17 protein-coding genes are annotated in these 19,960 nt (G+C 68.1%); 10 read left to right on the top strand and 7 right to left on the bottom strand.

The genetic code is table 11. The features are described 5' to 3' along the window. Positions 1–2: 2 nt before the first annotated feature. Positions 3–752 carry a peptidoglycan editing factor PgeF gene (gene pgeF / locus G6032_RS02590; protein WP_165280565.1) on the bottom strand — a complete coding sequence of 250 codons (750 nt, stop codon included), beginning with the start codon at positions 750–752 and terminating at the stop codon, positions 3–5. Beyond that, entirely contained in the window at positions 749–1,699 is a 951-nt protein-coding gene (gene rluD, locus G6032_RS02585) for a 23S rRNA pseudouridine(1911/1915/1917) synthase RluD (RefSeq protein WP_165280564.1), read from the bottom strand. The genes pgeF and rluD overlap by 4 nt, the downstream gene beginning before the upstream one ends. A gap of 123 nt (positions 1,700–1,822) precedes the next feature. Between rluD and G6032_RS02580 the strand changes: the two genes are divergently transcribed. Further along, a complete protein-coding gene (locus tag G6032_RS02580; RefSeq protein WP_165280563.1) occupies positions 1,823–2,560 on the top strand; it encodes an outer membrane protein assembly factor BamD in 738 nt (245 codons plus the stop codon). Between the two features lie 90 nt (positions 2,561–2,650). On the opposite strand, the gene G6032_RS02575 is transcribed toward G6032_RS02580, so the two are convergent. The 3 genes from G6032_RS02575 to sucC are packed head-to-tail and all read right to left on the bottom strand — an operon-like array spanning position 2,651 to position 6,356. Continuing rightward, positions 2,651–4,270 carry an NAD+ synthase gene (locus tag G6032_RS02575; protein WP_165280601.1) on the bottom strand — a complete coding sequence of 540 codons (1,620 nt, stop codon included), beginning with the start codon at positions 4,268–4,270 and terminating at the stop codon, positions 2,651–2,653. Positions 4,271–4,308: 38 nt separating this feature from the next. Beyond that, on the bottom strand, positions 4,309–5,178 hold the full coding sequence (sucD, locus tag G6032_RS02570; RefSeq protein WP_165280562.1) for a succinate--CoA ligase subunit alpha: 870 nt from the start codon (positions 5,176–5,178) through the stop codon (positions 4,309–4,311). 14 nt (positions 5,179–5,192) lie between these two features. Next, complete coding sequence (gene sucC / locus G6032_RS02565; protein ID WP_165280561.1) at positions 5,193–6,356, bottom strand: ADP-forming succinate--CoA ligase subunit beta; 1,164 nt, start codon at positions 6,354–6,356, stop codon at positions 5,193–5,195. A 128-nt stretch (positions 6,357–6,484) separates the two neighbouring features. Here sucC and G6032_RS02560 point away from each other — a divergent pair, with 128 nt between their 5' ends. From G6032_RS02560 to G6032_RS02520, 9 genes are all read left to right on the top strand, one after another. Further along, the gene (locus G6032_RS02560; RefSeq protein WP_165280560.1) at positions 6,485–8,116 is read left to right on the top strand and encodes an ATP-binding protein; all 1,632 of its coding nucleotides are present in this window, start codon (positions 6,485–6,487) and stop codon (positions 8,114–8,116) included. Beyond that, complete coding sequence (locus G6032_RS02555) at positions 8,117–9,478, top strand: sigma-54 dependent transcriptional regulator (RefSeq protein WP_165280559.1); 1,362 nt, start codon at positions 8,117–8,119, stop codon at positions 9,476–9,478. 218 nt (positions 9,479–9,696) lie between these two features. Further along, a complete protein-coding gene (locus G6032_RS02550; protein ID WP_165280558.1) occupies positions 9,697–10,164 on the top strand; it encodes a pilin in 468 nt (155 codons plus the stop codon). Positions 10,165–10,417: 253 nt separating this feature from the next. Beyond that, on the top strand, positions 10,418–12,139 hold the full coding sequence (gene pilB / locus G6032_RS02545; protein ID WP_165280557.1) for a type IV-A pilus assembly ATPase PilB: 1,722 nt from the start codon (positions 10,418–10,420) through the stop codon (positions 12,137–12,139). A gap of 41 nt (positions 12,140–12,180) precedes the next feature. Next, positions 12,181–13,392, top strand: coding sequence for a type II secretion system F family protein (locus G6032_RS02540; protein ID WP_165280556.1), 1,212 nt, complete (start codon positions 12,181–12,183; stop codon positions 13,390–13,392). Between the two features lie 28 nt (positions 13,393–13,420). Continuing rightward, on the top strand, positions 13,421–14,299 hold the full coding sequence (locus tag G6032_RS02535) for an A24 family peptidase (protein WP_165280555.1): 879 nt from the start codon (positions 13,421–13,423) through the stop codon (positions 14,297–14,299). A 4-nt stretch (positions 14,300–14,303) separates the two neighbouring features. Then, positions 14,304–14,960, top strand: coding sequence for a dephospho-CoA kinase (coaE, locus tag G6032_RS02530; protein WP_165280554.1), 657 nt, complete (start codon positions 14,304–14,306; stop codon positions 14,958–14,960). A 76-nt stretch (positions 14,961–15,036) separates the two neighbouring features. Then, positions 15,037–15,840, top strand: a complete 804-nt coding sequence (gene zapD / locus G6032_RS02525) for a cell division protein ZapD (RefSeq protein ID WP_165280553.1) — start codon at positions 15,037–15,039, stop codon at positions 15,838–15,840. An 8-nt stretch (positions 15,841–15,848) separates the two neighbouring features. Further along, positions 15,849–16,058: a DNA gyrase inhibitor YacG gene (locus G6032_RS02520; RefSeq protein ID WP_165280552.1), complete on the top strand. Its 210-nt coding sequence runs from the start codon at positions 15,849–15,851 to the stop codon at positions 16,056–16,058. A gap of 57 nt (positions 16,059–16,115) precedes the next feature. On the opposite strand, the gene G6032_RS02515 is transcribed toward G6032_RS02520, so the two are convergent. Together G6032_RS02515 and secA are read right to left on the bottom strand one after the other, a co-directional pair. Then, positions 16,116–17,162 (bottom strand): Nudix family hydrolase, encoded by a 1,047-nt coding sequence (locus G6032_RS02515; RefSeq protein WP_206211767.1) that lies wholly within the window; start codon positions 17,160–17,162, stop codon positions 16,116–16,118. Further along, entirely contained in the window at positions 17,159–19,918 is a 2,760-nt protein-coding gene (gene secA, locus G6032_RS02510; protein ID WP_165280551.1) for a preprotein translocase subunit SecA, read from the bottom strand. Before secA ends, G6032_RS02515 begins: the two co-directional genes overlap by 4 nt. Positions 19,919–19,960 lie beyond the last annotated feature (42 nt).

The following is a 19,960-nucleotide window of genomic DNA, read 5'->3' as shown; positions in this document are numbered from 1 at the left end:
CGTCAACCGCGCCAGATGAGGGTGGCCATGCGCCCGGTCGGATGTTGCGCACCGTCGCGCCGGTGAGAAAAGAAACGCCCTGCATCGGCGTGCGTGCACCAGTGACCGCCATGCACGCCGGCCAGGCCGAGCGCCTCCAGCCGCCGGCGCGCCAGGTATGCCAGGTCGCACTGCCAGTGCCCCGGGCGCCCGGGCATGAAGCCGGCCTCCGCCCCCGGGTCCGCGTCCAGGCAGGCCGCGCGCACCTCCGGACCCACCTCGTAGGCCGCCGCGCCGATGCCCGGACCGATCCAGGCCAGCAGCTCGCCGGGCGGCGTGTCCATCGCGGCGCAGCCAGCTTCGAGCACGCCCCCGGCGAGACCGCGCCAGCCGGCATGCGCCACGCCGATCCGCGTCCCATCCTCGCGACACAGCAGCACCGGCAGGCAATCCGCGGTCAGCACCGCCAGCACCCGCTCCGGCCGGGACGTCACGGCCGCGTCCGCGACCCGCACTGCCGGCAGGGTCTCGGCATCGAGTTGCAGGACCGTGCGGCCATGCACCTGTTCCAGCCAGGCGGGTTCGGCCGGCAGGCCGAGGGCCAGCGCAAGGAGACGGCGATTTTCCGCCACCCGCGCCTCGTCATCGCCGACGTGCGTGCCCAGGTTGAGAGCGTGCCATGGTGGCGGGCTGACCCCGCCGACCCGCAGCGTGCTGGCGGCATGGACGTTGGCGGGCGCCGGCCAGTCCGGCACGATCCAGGCGGGACTCATGCCTCGAGGTCCGCCTGCAGTGCCTCGAGCAGGGCCGCGAAATCCGCCGGCAGCGGCGCCTCGAACGCGACGGTCTCGCCGTGGCCCGGGTGCACCAGTTCGAGCCGTGCCGCATGCAGCGCCTGGCGACGGAAGCCGCGCAGGGCCTCGATCAGCGCCGCACTCGCCCCCTTGGGCACCGCCAGGCGCCCGCCGTAGACGGGATCGCCCACGATCGGGTTGCGGATGGAGGCCAGGTGCACGCGGATCTGGTGGGTGCGGCCGGTTTCCAGCTTGCACAGGACATGCGTGTGGCCACGGAAGCGCGCCAAAACTCGATAGTGGGTCACGGCTTCCCGCCCGCCCTCGCGGATCGCCATGCGCACCCGATCCACGGGGTGCCGCCCGATCGGCGCATCCACGGTGCCCCCGCCGGTCATCACGCCGACCGTCACGGCCTGGTACTCGCGGCGCACACTGCGCTCCTCCAGCTGGCGCACCAGGGCGGCGTGCGCGGCCGGCGTGCAGGCCACCACCATGGCGCCGGTGGTGTCCTTGTCCAGCCGGTGGACGATGCCCGCACGCGGCAGCGCCCGCAGGTCGGGCCGATGATGCAGCAGCGCGTTGACGAGCGTGCCGGCCGGGTTCCCGGCGCCCGGGTGGACCACCAGCCCGGCGGGCTTGTCGAGCACCAGGATCTCTTCGTCCTCGTGGAGGATCGCGAGCTGCATCGGTTCCGCAGCGGCGTCGGTCTCGTCCTCCAGCACGGCGTTCAGCACCACCTCCTCGCCGCCGTCGACCTTGTCGCGGGGGCGCAGCTGGCGCCCGTCGATGCGCACGTGGCCCGCGCGGATCCAGGCCTGCAGGCGGCTGCGCGAGTAATCCGGGAACAGCGTGGCGAGCGCCTGGTCGAGCCGCTGGCCGGCCGATTCCGCGGGCACGACGGCCCGGTGCTCGACGGTGTGCATCAACAGATTCCCCGCGTGTGAGTCGAAGCCTGCAGTGTAAGCGTTATAATCGCCACCCGCGTGCTTGCCGGCGCTTCGACCCGCCGGCCGGGCGGACGGTCTCTCGCCTCATGGAAGCCCCCGATGATCCAACGTATCGCCAGCCTGTTGCTCGTTCTCGCCCTCGCCGCCAGCGTCGGCTGCGCCTCCTCGCGCGACGGCGACGAGATGGACCCGGACACGAACGCGAAGCGGCTGTTCAGCGATGCCGAGCGGGCGATGCGCACGGGCAACTACACGGGTGCCATCGGGGCCCTGGAGAACCTGACCGCGATCTATCCGTTCAGCGAGGAGGCGCGCCAGGCCCAGTTGAACCTGGTCTACGCCTACTGGCAGAACGACCAGATGGAGGCGGCGATCACCGCGGCCGACCGCTTCATCCTCGAGAACCCGACCCATCCGCGGGTGGATTACGCGCTCTACATGAAAGGGGTCGCACGTTTCCCCGGCGACGCGGGGCCGCTGGAGCGGCTGTTCCGGGTCGATATGGACAAGCGGCCTACCGGGGAAATGCAGAACGCTTTCAACGTGTTCGCGCAGCTCATCCAGCAGCACCCCGACAGCGAGTACGTGGCGGACGCGCGCCAGCGCATGATCTACCTGCGCAACCGCATGGCGGCCCACGAGATCAGCGTCGCCGAGTTCTACATGGCGCGCTCCGCCTACGTGGCCGCGATCAACCGGGCCCGCCACGTGCTGCAGAGTTTCCAGGAGACGCCGTCGGTGATCCCGGCGCTGGAGATCATGGCCGAGGGCTACGACGCCCTCGGCTTGCCGGACCTCGCCGCCGACGCGCGCCAGATCCTCGCCGCCAACCGCTGAGCCTGCCGAGTCCCGAGTCCCGCGGCGCGGCCGGGCGACGGACACCAGGCGCCAGGGGGCGACACCGGCGCATCCCGGCGACCGGCCTCGTCAACGGGCCGCGAAACCCGAAGTGATCGGATAGCGCCAGTCGCGGCCGAAGGCGCGCCTGCTGATGCGAATGCCGGGCGGCGCCTGGCGCCGCTTGTACTCGTTGCGCTTGACCATCCCGAGGATGCGGCCGACCACCGCGCGCTCGAAACCCCGCGCGACGATCTGGTCCACCGAGGCGTCGTCCTCGATGAATGCCTCGAGGATCGGATCGAGCACGTCATAGGGCGGCAGCGCATCGGTGTCCTTCTGGTCCGGCCGCAATTCGGCCGACGGCGGCCGCTCGATGACGCGGCGCGGAATCACTTCGACGTGGCGATTGCGGTACTCGGCCAGCCGGTAGACCAGCGTCTTGCTGCAGTCCTTCAGGGGGGCGAATCCGCCGGCCATGTCGCCGTACAGCGTCGCATAGCCGACCGCCATCTCGCTCTTGTTGCCGGTCGTGAGCAGCATGACGCCGAACTTGTTCGACAGGGCCATGAGGATCATCCCCCGGCAACGCGCCTGGATGTTCTCCTCGGTCACGTCCTCCGGCATGCCGGCGAACACCTCCGCGAGCGCCGCGCGGGCGCCCTCGAAGATCGGCTCGATGGACACCACGTCGTAGCGCACGCCCAGCGTGCGGGCCTGGCGCTCGGCATCGTCGCGGCTCATCTGCGAGGTGTAGCGCGACGGCATCATCACCGCGCGCACCCGTTCCGGCCCGAGCGCATCGACCGCGACGGCGAGCGTCAGCGCGGAATCGATCCCCCCCGACAAGCCCAGCACCACGCCGGGGAAGTTGTGCTTGTTGACGTAATCGGCGACGCCCAGCACCAGCGCGCGGTATACGCCTTCGACGAATTCAGGCGTCCGTGACACCTGCGCCGGGACCACCCGCCCGCCGTGCTCGATCTCCACGAGCTCCAGGGCCTCGGTGAAGAACGGCGCGCGGTACACGAGCTCGCCTTCGCGGCTGAGCGCCATGGACCCGCCATCGAAGATCAGCTCGTCCTGGCCGCCCGCAATGTTCACGTAGAGGATCGGCAGGCCCGTCTCGGCCACGCGCGCCTCGAGCACGCCCTGGCGGCGCGCGAGCTTGCCGGTGTCGTAGGGCGAGCCGTTGATCGACAGGAGCACCTCGGCGCCCGCCGCCGCGGTCCGCCGCGCGACCTCGGGATCCCAGAGATCCTCGCAGATCGTGATGCCGAGGCGCACGCCCTTCACTTCGACCACGCAGGTCTCGGTGCCCGGCTCGAAGTAGCGCTTCTCATCGAACACACCGTAGTTGGGCAGCACCTGCTTGCGATAGATGACCGGCGGGCCGTCCGGGCGCAGCAGGATCGCGCTGTTGTGCAGCTTCTCGCCGTCGTACTCAGGGTACCCCACCAGCACCGACATGCCGTCGAGGTTGCGCGCCAGCCGGTCCAGCGCCTCGGCCACGTCGCGCGCGAAGCCGCGGTGAAACAACAGGTCTTCCGGCGGGTAACCGCACAGGGCGAGTTCCGGGAACATCACGAGGTCCGCGCGCAGGGCGTCGTGGGCCCGCCTGCAGACCTCGAGCATCCGCGTGACGTTCGTTTCCACGTCGCCGACGACGGGATTGGTCTGGGCCAGGGCGATGCGAAGCCGGTCGGTCATGCGTGTGACAGCCACGGCGCGGGCGCCGTGCGCCGTGCTCAGCCGAGTCGCTCGAGGATCGCGCTGCCGAGCTCCGCCGGCGAACGCACGGTCTTCACACCCGCCGCTTCGAGCGCGCGGAATTTCTCGTCGGCCGTGCCCTTGCCGCCGGAGACGATGGCGCCGGCATGGCCCATGCGCTTGCCGGGCGGGGCGGTGACGCCGGCGATGTAGGCGACCACCGGCTTGGACATGTGTTCCGCGATGAACTCGGCCGCGGCTTCCTCGTCGCTGCCGCCGATCTCGCCGACCATCAGCACGCCCTCGGTCTGCTCGTCCATCTCGAACAGGGCCAGGCAGTCGATGAAGTTCATGCCCCGCACAGGATCGCCGCCGATCCCGACGCAGGTGGACTGGCCGAGGCCGTTTTTGGTCGTCTGGTACACCGCCTCGTAGGTCAGTGTGCCGGAGCGCGACACGATGCCGACCTTGCCGGGCTTGTGGATGAAGCCGGGCATGATGCCGATCTTCGCCTCGCCGGGGGTGATGATGCCGGGGCAGTTCGGCCCGATCAGCCGGCAGCTGTAATCCTTCAGCGCCGCCTTGACCTTGACCATGTCGAGCACCGGGATGCCCTCGGTGATGCACACCACGAGGCCGATGCCCGCGTCGGCCGCCTCGAGGATGGCGTCGGCGGCGAACGGCGCGGGGACGTAGATCATGCTGACGTCCGCGCCGGTCTCTTTTACGGCGTCATGCACGGTGTCGAACACCGGCAGGCCGAGGTGCGTCTCGCCGCCGCGGCCGGGCGTGACGCCGCCGACCATCTGCGTGCCGTACTCGATGCACTGCTCCGAGTGAAAAGTGCCCTGGCGGCCGGTGAAGCCCTGGCAGATGACCTTGCTGTTGCGGTCTACGAGAATACTCATGATGGTTCGTCCCGTTACTTGCCGGCGGCCGCCACGGCCTTCTTCGCCGCGTCGGTCAGGTCTTCGGCGGCGATGATGGCCACGTCGCTGCTTTCCAGCAGTTCGCGCCCCCGTTCCACGTTGGTGCCTTCGAGACGCACCACCACCGGCACCTCGACGCCGACCTCCTTGACCGCCTGGATGATGCCCTCGGCGATCAGGTCGCAGCGCACGATCCCGCCGAAGATGTTGACCAGGATGGCGGCCACGTTCTTGTTCGAAAGGATCAGCTTGAACGCTTCCGAGACCCGCTCGGCCGTGGCGCCGCCGCCGACGTCGAGGAAGTTGGCCGGCGCCCCGCCGTGCAGCTTGATCAGGTCCATGGTCGCCATCGCGAGCCCCGCACCGTTCACCATGCAGGCGATCTGGCCGTCCAGCGACACGTAGTTCAGGCCGTGCGCGGAGGCGCGGTTCTCCATCTCGTCTTCCTGCGAGGGATCGCGCCACTCCATGAGCCGCGACTGGCGGAACAGCGCGTTCTCCTCGATGCCGATCTTGGCGTCCAGCGCGTGCAGGTGGCCCTCGCCGTTGACGATCAGCGGGTTGACCTCGAGCAGGCCGCAGTCGCGCTCCACGAACAAGCGGTAAAGGTTCAGCAGCAGCTTGGTGAACTCCTTCACCTGGTCGCCCTCGAGCTCCAGGCCGAAGGCCAGCTGGCGCGCCTGGTAGGGCTGCAGGCCGGCGGCCGGATGCACCGCGACGGTGAGGATCTGCTCGGGGGTCTTGGCGGCGACCTCCTCGATGTCCATGCCGCCGGCGGCGGAAGCCATGACCACGATGCGCTCACGGCCCCGGTCCACCAGGAGGCTGAGATACAGCTCGCGCTCGATGGAGGAGCCGGCCTCCACATAGACGATGTTGATGGGCAGGCCCTCGGGGCCGGTCTGGTGGGTCACCAGCTGCTGGCCGAACATCTTGCCCGCCGCGTCGCGGACCTGGTCCGGCGTCTCGGTGAGCTTCACCCCGCCCGCCTTGCCGCGCCCGCCGGCATGCACCTGGGCCTTCACGACCCAGCTGCTGCCGCCGATTTCCTCCGCGGCCTTGGCCGCGTCCTCGGCGCTGCGCGCCGGAATGCCGCGCGACACGGGAATGCCGTACTCGGCGAACAGTTGCTTGGCCTGGTATTCGTGGAGATTCATGGGGAGTGTGCCCTTCGGCGAGAAAGGCCGGTATTCTGTCCCATCGACGCCCCGCAGGCAAAGGGCCGGGCGTCGCCGCGGGCGGCCCGCCCGGCAACGGAACCAACAACAATGACCACGGCCTCGCCATGAATTCGACCCGTCCCGAAGCGCTGGCACCGGAGTTCTCCTGGCGGACCCTGCGGCTGCTGAACGCCTTCCGGCTGTTGTACTGCGCCTTTTTGTTCGCGCTGTTCATCTATCCCTCGGAGCCGCGCTTCGTCGGCGACGCCAATCCCGAGCTGTTTCTCGCCGCCATCCTGTCGGGCTTCGTGTTCGCCGCGGTCAACGACTTCGCGGCCAACCAGCACTGGCCCTCGGTCCGGGCCCAGGCGCTGGCCCAGGGGCTCATGGACATCGCCGTCGTCAGCGCGCTGACCTGGGCCAGCGGCGGCCTGGCCAGCGGCCTCGGCAACCTTTTGATCATCACCATCGGCGCGCTGTCCTTCATCTCCACCCGCGTGCGCGCCCTGGCTTACGCGTCCATGGCCACCCTCGCCATGCTCGGCCTGCAGATCTTCGGCATCGCGCGCGGGACCATCACGGTCGGCGACGTGGCGCCCGCCGGCCTGTTCGGTGCGCTGCTGATGATGCTGGCCTTCGCCGCGGCGCCGCTGGCGCGGCGCATCCACGAGAGCGAGGCCCTCGCGCGGCAGCGCGGCGTGGATCTCGAAAACCTCAACCAGCTCAACGAGTACATCGTGCAGAACCTGCGCGAGAGCATCGTGGTGCTGGACGGCGACAACCGGATCCGCCTCATGAACGAGGCCGCCGCCAAGTACCTGGGCATCGGGCCCGGCTGGCGGGGCATCCGCATCGGCGAGGTGTCGCCGCGCCTCGACCAGGCGGTGGCCGGCTGGCGCGAAGCCGGGATGAACACGGACCAGGCCGGCGCCTTCCCCTCGGCGGACGGCACGACCCTCATCGCGCCCATTTTCGCCCCCATCGGCCGGCCGAAGAGCGGTGCTTTGCTCGTGTTTCTCGAGGACACGACGATCCAGTCCGAGAAAGCCCAGCAGGCCAAGCTCGCCGCCCTCGGGCGGCTCTCCGCCAGCGTGGCGCACGAGATCCGCAACCCGGTCGGGGCGCTGAGCCACGCCGCCCAGCTGCTCGGCGAGGCCGAGAACCTGGACGACCCGCAGAAGCGGCTCACCGCGATCATCGAGAACAACACGGTGCGCGTCAGCAACATCGTGGAGAACATCCTCCAGCTGTCGCGGCGCGAGCAACTCAACCCGCAGCGCATCGACCTGGTGGAATGGTGCAAGCAGTTCGTCGAGGAATTCGCGGGCTCGGCGGATCTCCCGACCTCCGCCATCGACCTCGACATCTCAGGCGCACCCGTCGAGGTGCGCATGGACCCCGGCCACCTGCACCAGGTCGTGACCAACCTCGCCGAGAACGCGCTGCGCTACGGCCAGGGGGCGGGGGAGAAGTTCCGCGTCGAGCTGGCCATCGGCCGCCGCGCCGGGACCGACCGGCCCTACCTCGAGGTCCGCGACCGCGGCCAGGGCATCGCGCCGGAGCTGGCCGACCGGGTCTTCGAGCCGTTCTTCCGCGCGCCGAACCAGCTGGAACACCGCGACGGCAGCGGGCTCGGGTTGTTCATCTCACGGGAACTGTGCGAGGTGAACCGCGCTGCGCTGGTTTACGAACCGCGTCACGGTGGCGGCACCATATTTCGTATTATCTTCGCGGATCCGCAACGCTGGGAGACCTGAGTGTCACGCCCCACCGTCCTGATCGTCGACGACGAACCCGATATCCGCGAGCTGTTGTCCATGACGCTCGAGGGCATGGATATCGCCCCGGACACGGCCGCCGACCTCGCCGAGGCCCGCCAGAAGCTGCAACTGGGCGATTTCCACTTCTGCCTCACCGACATGCGCCTGCCCGACGGCGACGGCCTCGAGCTGGTGCAGTGGATGCAGAGCCAGCGGCCCGGCGTCCCGGTCGCGGTGATCACCGCCCACGGCAACGTCGAAACGGCCGTGCGTGCACTCAAGCTGGGCGCCTACGACTTCGTCTCCAAGCCGGTGCGCGTCAAGGACCTGCGCAAGCTGGTGACCACCGCGCTGAAGCTGCGCGAGGTGGAGCAGCGGGACGTCGATTCGACGGCCATGCGCGGCAACCGCCAGCCTCTGCTGGGGGATTCGCCGCCCATGGAACGGCTGCGCAAGATGATCTCCAAGGTCGCGCGCAGCCAGGCGCCGGTACACATCGTCGGCGATTCCGGCACCGGCAAGGAACTCGTCGCGCGGCTTATTCATGATTCCGGGCCCCGCGCCGGCGGCCCCTTCGTCGCGGTCAACTGCGGCGCCATTCCGTCCGAGCTGATGGAAAGCGAGCTGTTCGGCCACCTCAAGGGCAGCTTCACGGGCGCCACCGCCGACCACGAGGGCCTGATCCGCAGCGCCGAGGGCGGCACCGTGCTGCTCGACGAGATCGCCGAGCTGCCGCTGCTCATGCAGGTCAAGCTGCTGCGCGTCATCCAGGAGCGCGCTGTCCGCCCGGTGGGCGGCAACCAGGAAATCCCGGTGGACGTCCGGTTCCTTTCCGCGACCCACCAGGACCTCGGCGCGCTGGTCGCCGACGGGCGCTTCCGAGAGGATCTCTACTACCGCATCAACGTCATCGAGCTGGTCGTTCCGCCGCTACGCGACCGCGGCGACGATATTCTCGAGCTGGCCGAGCACATCCTGGACCGCCTCGCGGCCCAGCTCGGGGTGGAGTGCCGGGAGCTCTCAGCCGGGGCGAAGAAGGCGCTGCTGGCGCATTCCTTCCCCGGCAACGTCCGCGAGCTGGAGAACGTGCTGGAGCGGGCGATTGCACTGTGCGAGGACGGCCGCATCGAGGCCGAGGACATCCAGCTGCGCCAGCCCGAGCCGGGGCAGAACCCGGTTCGGCCACGGGTGTCGCCAGGTGGAGAGAACGGGCTCGGCGACCAGGTCGAGGAACTCGAGCGTGCGGCCATCATCCAGGCCCTCGAGCAGACCCGCTACAACAAGACCCAGGCCGCCCGTCAGCTGGGCATCACGTTTCGGGCGCTGCGGTATCGCATCAAGAAACTTGGGATCGAGTGACGTGCCGGGAGTGACGTCCCGCGTCACGTTTGGACGTGGAAGGGATGCAGGAGCGGGGTGACGCTGTGCCGCCGCCACCTCCATAGGGCAATCGACTCTATGTAAATCAACTAGTTAGATACCATCGGCAGTGCTTGGCACGCCAATTGCATTCTCCTTCATACACGCGGTGTATTCCGCACCCGGTTTTTTACAGACCACTCCGAAGGAGTATTCGAATGCATAAGCAACTTCAGCACCTCAACGTGCACCGCCAGACGGGTTTCACCCTCATCGAGTTGATGATCGTGGTAGCGATCATCGGCATTCTGGCCGCCATCGCGCTGCCGGCTTACCAGGACTACACCGTGCGCTCGCGCGTTTCTGAACTCGCCGTGCTGGCGTCGAGCTACAAGGCAACTGTCGGCGAGAATATCGCCAACGCTGGTGGCGCTGCGATTCCTGGCGCTGGCAACTGCGCTGGTGTTACGGTCGCTGCGGACGCCACAACCAATGTGGCTTCCAGCACATGCGACGATGCAAGTGGGACTATAACTGTAACCGGGACAGATGCTGCTCGCGCTGTTGTCCTCACGTATACTCCTGATCTGACCGGCGACGGCAACATTTCCTGGGCGTGTTCGGCCGCAGAAGCAAACTACAAGTTTGTTCCTGCAGAATGCCGCCGCGCTGCTCCTACTCCGTAACGTAAATTAACCTCGTGTAACAGGATTCTTCGAGATAACTAATCACCTGCGTTGCACGAAAACGATAGTCCGTTAACTCGGCGGGGGCGCTGTCCATCGGACAGCGCCCTTCTTTCATTGTGTTGGTTAGCAACTCGCCATGCGATAGACTCCCGGTGATTATGTGAACCAGTCGGCAGCCTCCCCGCGGCGCTGGCTGGAAACTGGCTCATCCATGGGCCGGCTTGCCGGACCCCGCCACACAGGCTCTCCGATGGCAGCGTCGATACAACCCAGACTCTCCGGCCTCCCGCGACGCTTGGTCCAGGAAGGCATCATCAATGAGTCGATCGCGGCCGAAGCCGAGGTCGAGGCTCAGAAGTCCTCGAGCAATTCGATCGTGACTTATCTCGTGGAGAAGAACCTCGCCGACGCGCGCGAGATCGCTGGCGCGGCCTGCCATGAGTTCGGCGTGCCTGTGCTGGATCTCGACGCCATCGAGGTGGATCTCGAGACGGCGCGCCTGATCGACGACAAGCTGATCCATCGCCACCGTGTCCTGCCGCTTTTCCGCCGCGGACGAAAGGTGTTCGTCGGCGTCTCCGACCCGACGCGCCTGCAGGCGATCGACGAGATCAAATTCGCCACGGGCATGAGCATCGAGGCGATCGTCGTCGAGGACAACAAGCTCGACGCCGTGCTGGCGAAGCTCGCCGAGGCGCTCGACACGACCTTCGAGGCACTGGGTGGCGACGACCTTGATCTCGATAACATCGATGTCACCCACGAACAGGAAGACTCGGGCGGCGAACTGAGCCGGGACGAGATCGATGACGCGCCCATCGTGCGTTTCGTCAACAAGATCCTCATCGACGCGATCCACAAGGGTGCGTCGGATATTCACTTTGAGCCCTACGAGAAGTTCTACCGGGTGCGCACGCGGCTCGACGGCGTACTGAAGGAAATCACCAAGCCGCCGGTGGCGCTGGCGAACAAAGTCACGGCACGCATCAAGGTCATGGCGCGGATGGACATCGCCGAGCGCCGCGTGCCGCAGGATGGGCGTATCAAGCTGAAGCTTTCAGCGAACCGCGCGATCGACTTCCGTGTCAATACGCTGCCGACGCTTTACGGCGAAAAAGTCGTCATGCGTATCCTCGACCCGAGCCAGGCGAAGCTCGGCATCGACGCACTAGGCTACGAGGATTTCCAGAAACAGCTTTACCTTGATGCATTGTCGAAGCCCTACGGCATGATCCTCGTCACCGGCCCGACCGGCAGCGGCAAGACCGTCTCCCTGTACACGGGCTTGAATATCCTAAACACAGAGGATCGCAACATCTCGACCGCGGAGGACCCGGCCGAAATCAACCTCCCCGGCGTCAACCAGGTCAATGTTAATCCCAAGGTGGGCCTGACCTTCGCCTCGGCCCTGCGCGCCTTCCTGCGCCAGGACCCGGACATCATCATGGTCGGCGAGATTCGTGATCTCGAGACGGCGGAGATCGCCATCAAGGCCGCGCAGACAGGCCATCTCGTGCTCTCCACACTGCACACCAACGACGCACCCAAGACCCTCACGCGCATGGTGGACATGGGCGTGGCGCCCTACGCCATCGCCTCATCGGTCAGCCTGATCATCGCCCAACGCCTGGCGCGGCGGCTTTGCGACAACTGCAAGGAAGCCCGCGACATCCCGCGCGAGGCCCTGCTGCGGGAGGGTTTCTCGGAAGCCGAGGTGGACGAAGGCCTTACGATCTACGGTCCCGTCGGCTGCAACAAGTGCAACGACGGCTACAAGGGCCGGGCGGGCATCTTCCAAGTGATGCCAATCTCAGAGACCATCGGCCGGATCATCATGGAAGGTGGCAACGCGATGCAGATCGCCTCGGAGGCCGACAAGGAAGGCATATGGGACCTGCGCCGCGCCGGGCTTTTCAAGGTCAAGAACGGCGTGACCAGCCTCGAGGAAGTCAATCGCGTCACTATCGACTAGCCGCTCCCTGGACCGACAACGAACCCGACGAGTAAATCGCCATGGCACAAGCCGCAAAACAGTATCCGTTCTCCTGGCAGGGCAAGGACCCGCGCGGCACCGTCCTCAAGGGCACGGTGGTGGCCGTCAACGAGGCGGCCGTGCGCGCCAGCTTGCGGCGACAGGGCCTCGTGCCGACACAGATCCGCCGCCAGAGCACTCTCTTCCAGAAGCGCGCCAAGATAACGACGGAAGACATCGCGATCTTCAGCCGCCAGCTGGCCACCATGTTGCAGGCCGGCATCCCCTTGGTTCAGGCGTTCGATATCGTCGCCAACGGCCACGAGAACCCCAGCATGCAAAAACTGCTCTCCGCCATCAAGGTGGACCTGGAGAGCGGCACCACGCTGGCCGAGGCGCTGGCCAAGCACCCGCTCTATTTCGACAAGCTGTTCGTCAACCTGGTGAACTCCGGCGAGCAATCGGGCGCCTTGGAGAACCTGCTCGACAAGATTGCCACGTACAAGGAAAAGACCGAGGCAATCAAGAAGAAAATCAAGAAGGCATTGACCTACCCGATCGCAGTATTGGCGGTGGCCGTCATAGTGACCGCCGTGCTCCTAGTGTTTGTCATCCCGCAGTTCGAAAGCATCTTCCAGGGCTTCGGCGCCGACCTGCCGGCATTCACGCAGTTCGTAGTGGGCATTTCGCGCTTCGTACGTGGAAACGGAGTACTGATCATCCTCGGCGTCGTCGGAATCGCGACGGTCTTCATGTACTTCAAGCGCCGGTCCAAGCGCATGAACGAATTCCTCGACCGCGCCCTGCTCAAGACCCCGGTCCTCGGCGAGATCATCCGCAAGGCCGCCATCGCCCGTTTCACCCGCACCCTCTCCACCATGTTCGCCGCCGGCGTGCCACTGGTCGAAGCCCTGGAGTCGGTCGCCGGCGCCACGGGCAACATCGTCTACGAGAAGGCGACCATGGAGATCCGCACGGAGGTCGCCACGGGCCAGCGCCTGCAGCGCGCCATGGAGGCCACCGAACTGTTCCCCAACATGGTGATCCAGATGGTGGCGGTCGGCGAGGAGTCCGGCTCGCTGGACGAGATGTGCGCCAAGGTAGCGGACTTCTACGAGCGTGACGTGGACGATGCCGTGGACAACCTCTCCGCGCTGCTGGAACCGATGATCATGGCGATCCTCGGCATCCTGGTCGGCGGCCTGGTCATCGCCATGTACCTGCCGATCTTCAAGCTCGGCGCGGTCGTCTAGCGCCGGCGCCGCGAAGGCCGCCGCCGACGTGGAGTCACTCGCGACCCTGCCGCCCGCCGTGCTTGCCGGGATCGCGCTGCTGTTCGGGTTGCTGGTGGGCAGCTTTCTCAATGTCGTAGTGCACCGCCTCCCGATCATGATGCGGGCCGAGTGGCGCGCACAGTGTGCCGAGGAGATGGCGCAGCCGGCGCCCGAGCTTCCCGAGGGTCGCTTCGACCTGGTGGCGCCGCGCTCGCGCTGTCCGGGCTGCAACCGCCCCATCCGCGCGATCGAGAACGTCCCCGTGTTCAGCTGGCTGGCACTCCGCGGCCGCTGCGCCGGCTGCAAGCAGCGAATCTCGCCGCGCTACCCGGCGGTGGAGCTGCTGACCGGGCTCATGTTCGCCGCCACGGCCTGGCTGTTGCCGTGGCCCTGGACTGCGCTGGCGGGTATCGGCCTGACCGGGACGCTGATCGCCCTGACCTTCATCGACATCGACGAGCAACTGTTGCCCGACAGCATCACCCTGCCGCTGCTCTGGGCCGGGCTGCTGTTCAACCTCTTCGCCGGCGAGCATGCCTTCGTCGCCATCGAGGACGCGCTGATCGGCGCGGTGGCCGGCTACCTGGCGCTTTGGCTGGTGTACCAGGGCTTCAAGCTCGCCACCGGGCGCGAGGGTATGGGTTACGGCGACTTCAAGCTGCTCGCCGCGCTCGGCGCGTGGCTGGGCTGGCAGATGCTCCCCCTGGTGATCCTGCTTTCTGCACTGGTGGGCGCGGTGGTCGGCATCGCCATGATCCTGCTGCTGGGGCGCGATCGCCAGGTGCCGATCCCCTTCGGCCCGTACCTCGCGGCCGCCGGCTGGATCGCCATGATCTGGGGCCCGGCCCTGACCGGGGCGTGGCTGAGCTACGCCGGCGCCGGTTGAACTGATGCGCGCACCGGAGTTCCGTGACCAGCGCATCCGCATCGGCCTGACGGGCGGCATCGCCAGCGGTAAATCGACCGTGGCCCGGCTGTTCGGCGCGCACGGCGTGCCGGTCATCGACCTCGACCAGGTGGCGCGCGAAGTCGTGGCGCCGGGGGAACCGGGCCTCGCGGAGATCGTCGCGGCCTTCGGCACCGAGGTGCTGGCCGCCGACGGGACGCTGGACCGGGCGCGGCTGCGCGCGCGGGTGTTTCACGACCCGCCGGCGCGCAAGCGGCTCGAGGCCATGCTGCATCCGCGGATTTTCGCCGCGGCCGTGGCGCACGCCGAAGCCGCCGGCGGGCCGTACCAGGTCATCGTCGCGCCCCTGCTCGTGGAGTTCGGCCTCGCCGACTGGCCGGACCGTGTGCTCGTGGTGGATTGCCCGGCCGAAACCCAGCTGGAGCGCCTGCTGGCGCGCGACGGCGGGGACGAGACCCTGGCGCGCGCGATCCTGGCCAGCCAGGCGACGCGGGAACAGCGCCTCGCGGCGGCCGACGACGTCATCGTCAACGACGGTCCGCCGGAGCGCCTGGCCGCCGCCGTGGACACGCTCGACGCCCTGTACCGCGAAATGGCCGCCGGCGCAGAGCACGACCCGCCGGGGCTGCGCCTGCCTTGAGCCCGGGACCCGTTGACGGCGCCGCGTTGGCCACGCAACGTTTGCGGTGCCGCGCAGCATCGTACAGAATCGCGCGATGAACCAAGGCACGGCGAATGCCCCGGCCTCGCAGCCCGCCCGGGACACGATCGTCTATGAACAGCCGCTCACCGAGCGGATGCGGACTTTCCTGCGCATCGAGTTTCTTGCGCGCCAGGCCCAGCATCATGCGCGCCAGCCCTCCGCCTGGGCGAGCCGCGCGGCCATGGGCAGCCTCATCGAGATCCTCGCGATCGTCACCCGCGGCGACGTGCGCGGCGAGGCGCTGAAGGACCTCGAGCGCCACGCGACCCTGCTCACCGGCTTCGCCAGCCGCCCGGGCGTGGATCGCAGCCGGCTCGATGCCTTGCTGGAGCGCATTTCGCAGCTGCGCGCACAACTCGGCACCTGCGGCGCCAACTACACCCAGCCGCTCAAGGACTCCGAGTTCCTCGCCTCGATCCGTCATCGCAGCGCGATTCCCGGCGGCACCTGCGAATTCGACCTGCCGGACTTCAAGCACTGGCTGAACCTGCCCGAGACGCAGCGCTACGAGGACTTCCAGGCCTGGTTCCGTCATCTCAAGCCGCTGTGCGACGCCATCGGCCAGCTGCTCTGGCTCACGCGCGAATCTTCGCCGGGCCGTCCCGAGACGGCCCCGGGCGGCATGTTCCAGCACCAGATCGACCGCTCGATGGGTTGCCAGCTGGTGCGCATCACGCTGCCCGCCGGCACGGGCTGTTACCCGGAGATCAGCGGCGGCCAGCACCGCGTCACCGTGCGCTTCCTGACCTGGTCGGGCCCGGAGCAGCGGCCCGTGCAGGTCACCGAGAACGTCAGCTTCGACCTGACCTGCTGCTGAGCCGCGTCATGCACGAAGTCTCCTGTCCGCATTGCGGCAAGCGTGTCACCTGGTCGCCGGCGGCGCGCTGGCGGCCGTTCTGCAGCGAGCGCTGCCGGCTCATCGACCTGGGCCAGTGGTTCAGCGAGGAGCACGCCATTCCCGGCGACGCCCATGGGGACGGCGGCAGCGACATCGAGGGCGAGCTCGACCTGCCGGACGATCGCCGACGGGATTGACGGGCCGCTTCGCGGCGTTCGATTCCTCGGTGACGTTCTCGCCAGGGCCGAGACCGACTATGAATCTGCAGGCCTCCCCGGCCACAAGCCCCGGATCGCCGCTACTCCCTGCGCACCACCCTGCCAGGCCTCGTCGAGATCCTGCGGCCCTAGCCCCCCGATCGCGTAGACCGGCATCGCCAGCGGCTCCACGGCGGCCGTGAATGCCGGCCAGCCGATCCCCGGAGCGCCGGGATGGCTGGCCGTCGGCTGCACGGGCCCGAGGAACGCGTAATCGGCGCCCGCACTCCGGGCCGCTTCCAGCTCCGCTGCGTCGTGGCAGGAGGCGCCGAACCACAACGAAGCCGGCACGGGCCGCGCGGACAGGCCTGCCAGGCTGCGCGCGGGGACGTGCAAGCCCGCGATCGCGTCGCCGAGCCGCGCGCGCAACGCCGCCGGTGGCTCCAGCAACAGCGGCGCGAGCGCCGCCGGCTCGCCGTGCAGCAGCAACCGGGCGCCCGTGTCCTCGATCCGGCATGCCGCACCGGCCGCCAGTTCGAGCAGGGCCGCGGGCTCCAGGTCCGGGCGGCGCAGGCAGATCAACGGCGCGCTTCCCGCTGCCGTCTCCAGCGCGTCGAGGAACGCCGCCTCCCCATCGGGCGCGGCCGGGGGCGTGACGGACAGCAGGCTGGGCAGGCGCAGCGCCGAGACGATTGCCGCGTCCGCCGGCAGCAGTCCCATCGTGGCCAGCGTGTCCCCGGCGCCCAGCGTGTCCCTAGCCGCCAGCGTGTCCGGCGCGCGCCAGTCCAGCGCCTGGCCCTCGAGCCCACGCGGCTCGCCGTGCCAGCGCGTCACCCGCCAGGTGTCGAGATCGACGTCCCGCTCCGGGTAACTGTGCACGTAGCGGATCAGGGGGCGCGCAGCCTCGACCTGCACGCCGAGCTCCTCGTCGAGCTCGCGCGCGAGCCCGGCGAAGCGCTCCTCGCCGGGATCGAGCTTGCCGCCGGGAAACTCCCAGGCGCCGGCCATGGGCTTGCCGGCCGGCCGTTGGGCGATCAGCACGCGGCCGTCCGCCCTGGCCAGGACGGCAGCCACCACGTGGATACGCGGTCGCGCGGAGCTCAGTTCAGCTGCCCGTGGCAGTGCTTGTACTTTTTGCCCGAGCCACAGGGGCACGGCTCGTTGCGGCCCACCTTGCGTTCCGGGCGGACGAAGGGTTCGGCCGCCTCGGCGCCGGCCGCCGGCGGGCGGGCCCGCTGGGCGACGGGACCGGGGCCAGCGCCAGGGGCCGAACCTGGGCCGGGGCCGCCGGTGGCGGACTGCGCTTCGCCATGCTGCAGCTGCAGCTTCATGGCGGCCGCCTCGCGACGCTGGCGCTCGATGGCGTCCACTTCTTCCTGGCTGCGGATCTGCACGCGCGACACGATGCTGATGACGTCGCGCTTCACGCGGTCGAGCATGTCGCTGAACATCTGGAAGGCTTCGCGCTTGTACTCCTGCTCGGGGTTCTTCTGCGCGTAGCCGCGCAGGTGGATGCCCTGGCGGAGGTAGTCCATCGCCGCGAGATGCTCCTTCCACTGCACGTCGAGCTGCTGCAGCATCACGGCCTTCTCGAATTGCCGCATGACCTTGTCCCCGATCTTCTCGACCTTCTCCTCGTAGCGGCGGTCCGCCTCCTCGAGCACGCGCGCGGCGATGCGCTCGGGATCCGCGTCCGGGTCCTCCTTGATCCAGGCCGCGAGGTCGAGGGTGAAGCCGAAGTCGATGTCGAGCTGCTTCTCCAGGCCTTCGATATCCCACTGCTCCTCGACGCTGTTCGCGGGCACGAAACGCTCGACGAGATCGTTGACGACCTCCTCGCGGATCCCCGCGATGGAATCGCCGATCTCCTCGGCTTCCATCAGCTCCGTGCGCTGGCCGTAGATCACGCGCCGCTGGTCGTTGGCGACGTCGTCGTACTTGAGCAGCTGCTTGCGGATGTCGAAGTTGTGCGCCTCGACCTTGCGCTGGGCCCGCTCGATCTGGCGGCTCAGCATGCGGCTCTCGATGACCTCGCCTTCCTTCATGCCGACGCGCGAGAGCAACGCCTTGGTCTTCTCCGGCTCGCCGAAGATGCGCATGAGGTTGTCTTCCATCGACAGGTAGAAGCGGCTCGAACCCGGGTCGCCCTGGCGCCCTGAGCGGCCGCGCAGCTGGTTGTCGATGCGCCGCGACTCGTGGCGCTCGGTGCCGATGATGTGCAGCCCGCCGGCGTCGATCACCTGCTGGTGACGCGCCTGCCATTCTTCCTTGACCTTCGCCTGCTTCTCCGGGTCGTCCCCGGCCGCGTCCAGGTCCGCGACGATGCTGCCGCCGAGCACGATGTCGGTGCCGCGCCCCGCCATGTTGGTGGCGATGGTCACCGCGCCGGGCCGCCCCGCCTGCGCCACGATTTCCGCCTCGCGGGCGTGCTGCTTGGCGTTGAGCACCTCGTGGCCGATCTTCTCCTTGGTCATGACGCTGGACAACAGCTCGGAGGTCTCGATGGACGTCGTGCCCACGAGCACCGGCTGGCCGCGTTCACGGCAGTCGCGGATGTCGTCGAGGATGGCGTCGAACTTGTCTTTCTTCGTCAGGTAGACCAGGTCCGCGTGGTCGGCGCGGATCATGGGGCGGTGGGTCGGGATCACCACGACCTCGAGACCGTAGATCTGCTGGAACTCGAAGGCCTCCGTGTCGGCCGTGCCCGTCATGCCGGACAGGGTCTCGTACATGCGGAAGAAGTTCTGGAAAGTGATCGAGGCGAGCGTCTGGTTCTCCTGGCGGACCTTGACCCCTTCCTTGGCCTCGATTGCCTGGTGCAGGCCGTCCGACCAGCGGCGTCCCGGCATGGTGCGGCCGGTGAACTCGTCCACGATGATGACCTCGCCGTCCTTGACGATGTACTCGACGTCGCGGCGATAGATGAAATGCGCGCGCAGGGCGGCGGCCAGGTGCTGCATCAGCATGATGTTGCGCGCGTCGTAAAGGCTTTCGCCCGGCTGGATCAGCCCGGCCGAGGCCATCAGGGCCTCCACCTTGGCGTGGCCCTCTTCGGTGAGAAAGGCCTGCTTGGCTTTCTCATCGACGCTGAAATCGCCGGGCCCTTCCTTCTCGACCTGCGGCTCGAGCTGCGGCACGAGCTGGTTCACCCTCAGGTAGGTCTCGGTGCTGTCCTCGGCCGGACCGGAAATGATCAGCGGGGTGCGCGCCTCGTCGATGAGGATCGAGTCGACCTCGTCGACGATCGCGAAGTTCAGGCCGCGCTGCGAGCGCTGCTCGAGGCTGAAGGCGAGGTTGTCGCGCAGGTAGTCGAAACCGAACTCGTTGTTCGTGCCGTAGGTGATGTCGGCGCCGTAGGCCGCATGCTTCTCGGCCGGATCCTGGTTGGAGCGGATGACGCCGACCGTGAGGCCGAGCGTCTCGTACACCGGTCCCATCCACTCGGCGTCGCGCTGCGCGAGGTACTCGTTGACGGTGACGATGTGCACGCCCTTGCCGGACAGGGCGTTCAGGTAGGCCGGCAGGGTCGCGACCAGCGTCTTGCCTTCGCCGGTGCGCATTTCCGAGATCTTGCCCTCGTGCAGCGCCATGCCGCCGATCAGCTGGACGTCGAAATGGCGCATGCCCAGGGCCCGTTTCGCCGCCTCGCGGGCCAGGGCGAAGGCTTCCGGCAGCACGGCGTCGAGCGTCTTGCCGGCCTCGACCTCGGCCTTCAGCTCGGCGGTGCGGGCCTTCATGTCCTCCGGCGACAGGGCGCTGACGGTCTCCTCCAGCGCGTTGATCTGCTTGACGTTTTTCGAATAGCTCTTGAGCAGTCGCTGGTTACGGCTGCCGAAAATCCCTGCGAACAGATTGCGCACTGCTGGATACCTCGGGGCACGCTCGCGGCGCGGGCGCCCGTG

This window comes from Wenzhouxiangella sp. XN24 (genome assembly GCF_011064545.1).
GTDB lineage: Bacteria > Pseudomonadota > Gammaproteobacteria > Steroidobacterales > XN24 > XN24.
Note: the sequence above shows the minus strand (reverse complement) of the source record. Positions and strands in the feature narration are given on the sequence as shown.

Excerpts from the sequence above, each read along its gene's own strand:
- G6032_RS02580 (WP_165280563.1), top strand. The coding sequence starts at position 1,823 with ATGATCCAACGTATCGCCAGCCTGTTGCTCGTTCTCGCCCTCGCCGCC.
- sucC (WP_165280561.1), bottom strand. The coding sequence starts at position 6,356 with ATGAATCTCCACGAATACCAGGCCAAGCAACTGTTCGCCGAGTACGGC.
- G6032_RS02560 (WP_165280560.1), top strand. The coding sequence starts at position 6,485 with ATGAATTCGACCCGTCCCGAAGCGCTGGCACCGGAGTTCTCCTGGCGG.
- zapD (WP_165280553.1), top strand. The coding sequence starts at position 15,037 with ATGAACCAAGGCACGGCGAATGCCCCGGCCTCGCAGCCCGCCCGGGAC.
- G6032_RS02550 (WP_165280558.1), top strand. The coding sequence starts at position 9,697 with ATGCATAAGCAACTTCAGCACCTCAACGTGCACCGCCAGACGGGTTTC.
- pilB (WP_165280557.1), top strand. The coding sequence starts at position 10,418 with ATGGCAGCGTCGATACAACCCAGACTCTCCGGCCTCCCGCGACGCTTG.
- G6032_RS02540 (WP_165280556.1), top strand. The coding sequence starts at position 12,181 with ATGGCACAAGCCGCAAAACAGTATCCGTTCTCCTGGCAGGGCAAGGAC.
- G6032_RS02520 (WP_165280552.1), top strand. The coding sequence starts at position 15,849 with ATGCACGAAGTCTCCTGTCCGCATTGCGGCAAGCGTGTCACCTGGTCG.
- pgeF (WP_165280565.1), bottom strand. The coding sequence starts at position 752 with ATGAGTCCCGCCTGGATCGTGCCGGACTGGCCGGCGCCCGCCAACGTC.
- G6032_RS02575 (WP_165280601.1), bottom strand. The coding sequence starts at position 4,270 with ATGACCGACCGGCTTCGCATCGCCCTGGCCCAGACCAATCCCGTCGTC.
- sucD (WP_165280562.1), bottom strand. The coding sequence starts at position 5,178 with ATGAGTATTCTCGTAGACCGCAACAGCAAGGTCATCTGCCAGGGCTTC.
- coaE (WP_165280554.1), top strand. The coding sequence starts at position 14,304 with ATGCGCGCACCGGAGTTCCGTGACCAGCGCATCCGCATCGGCCTGACG.
- rluD (WP_165280564.1), bottom strand. The coding sequence starts at position 1,699 with ATGCACACCGTCGAGCACCGGGCCGTCGTGCCCGCGGAATCGGCCGGC.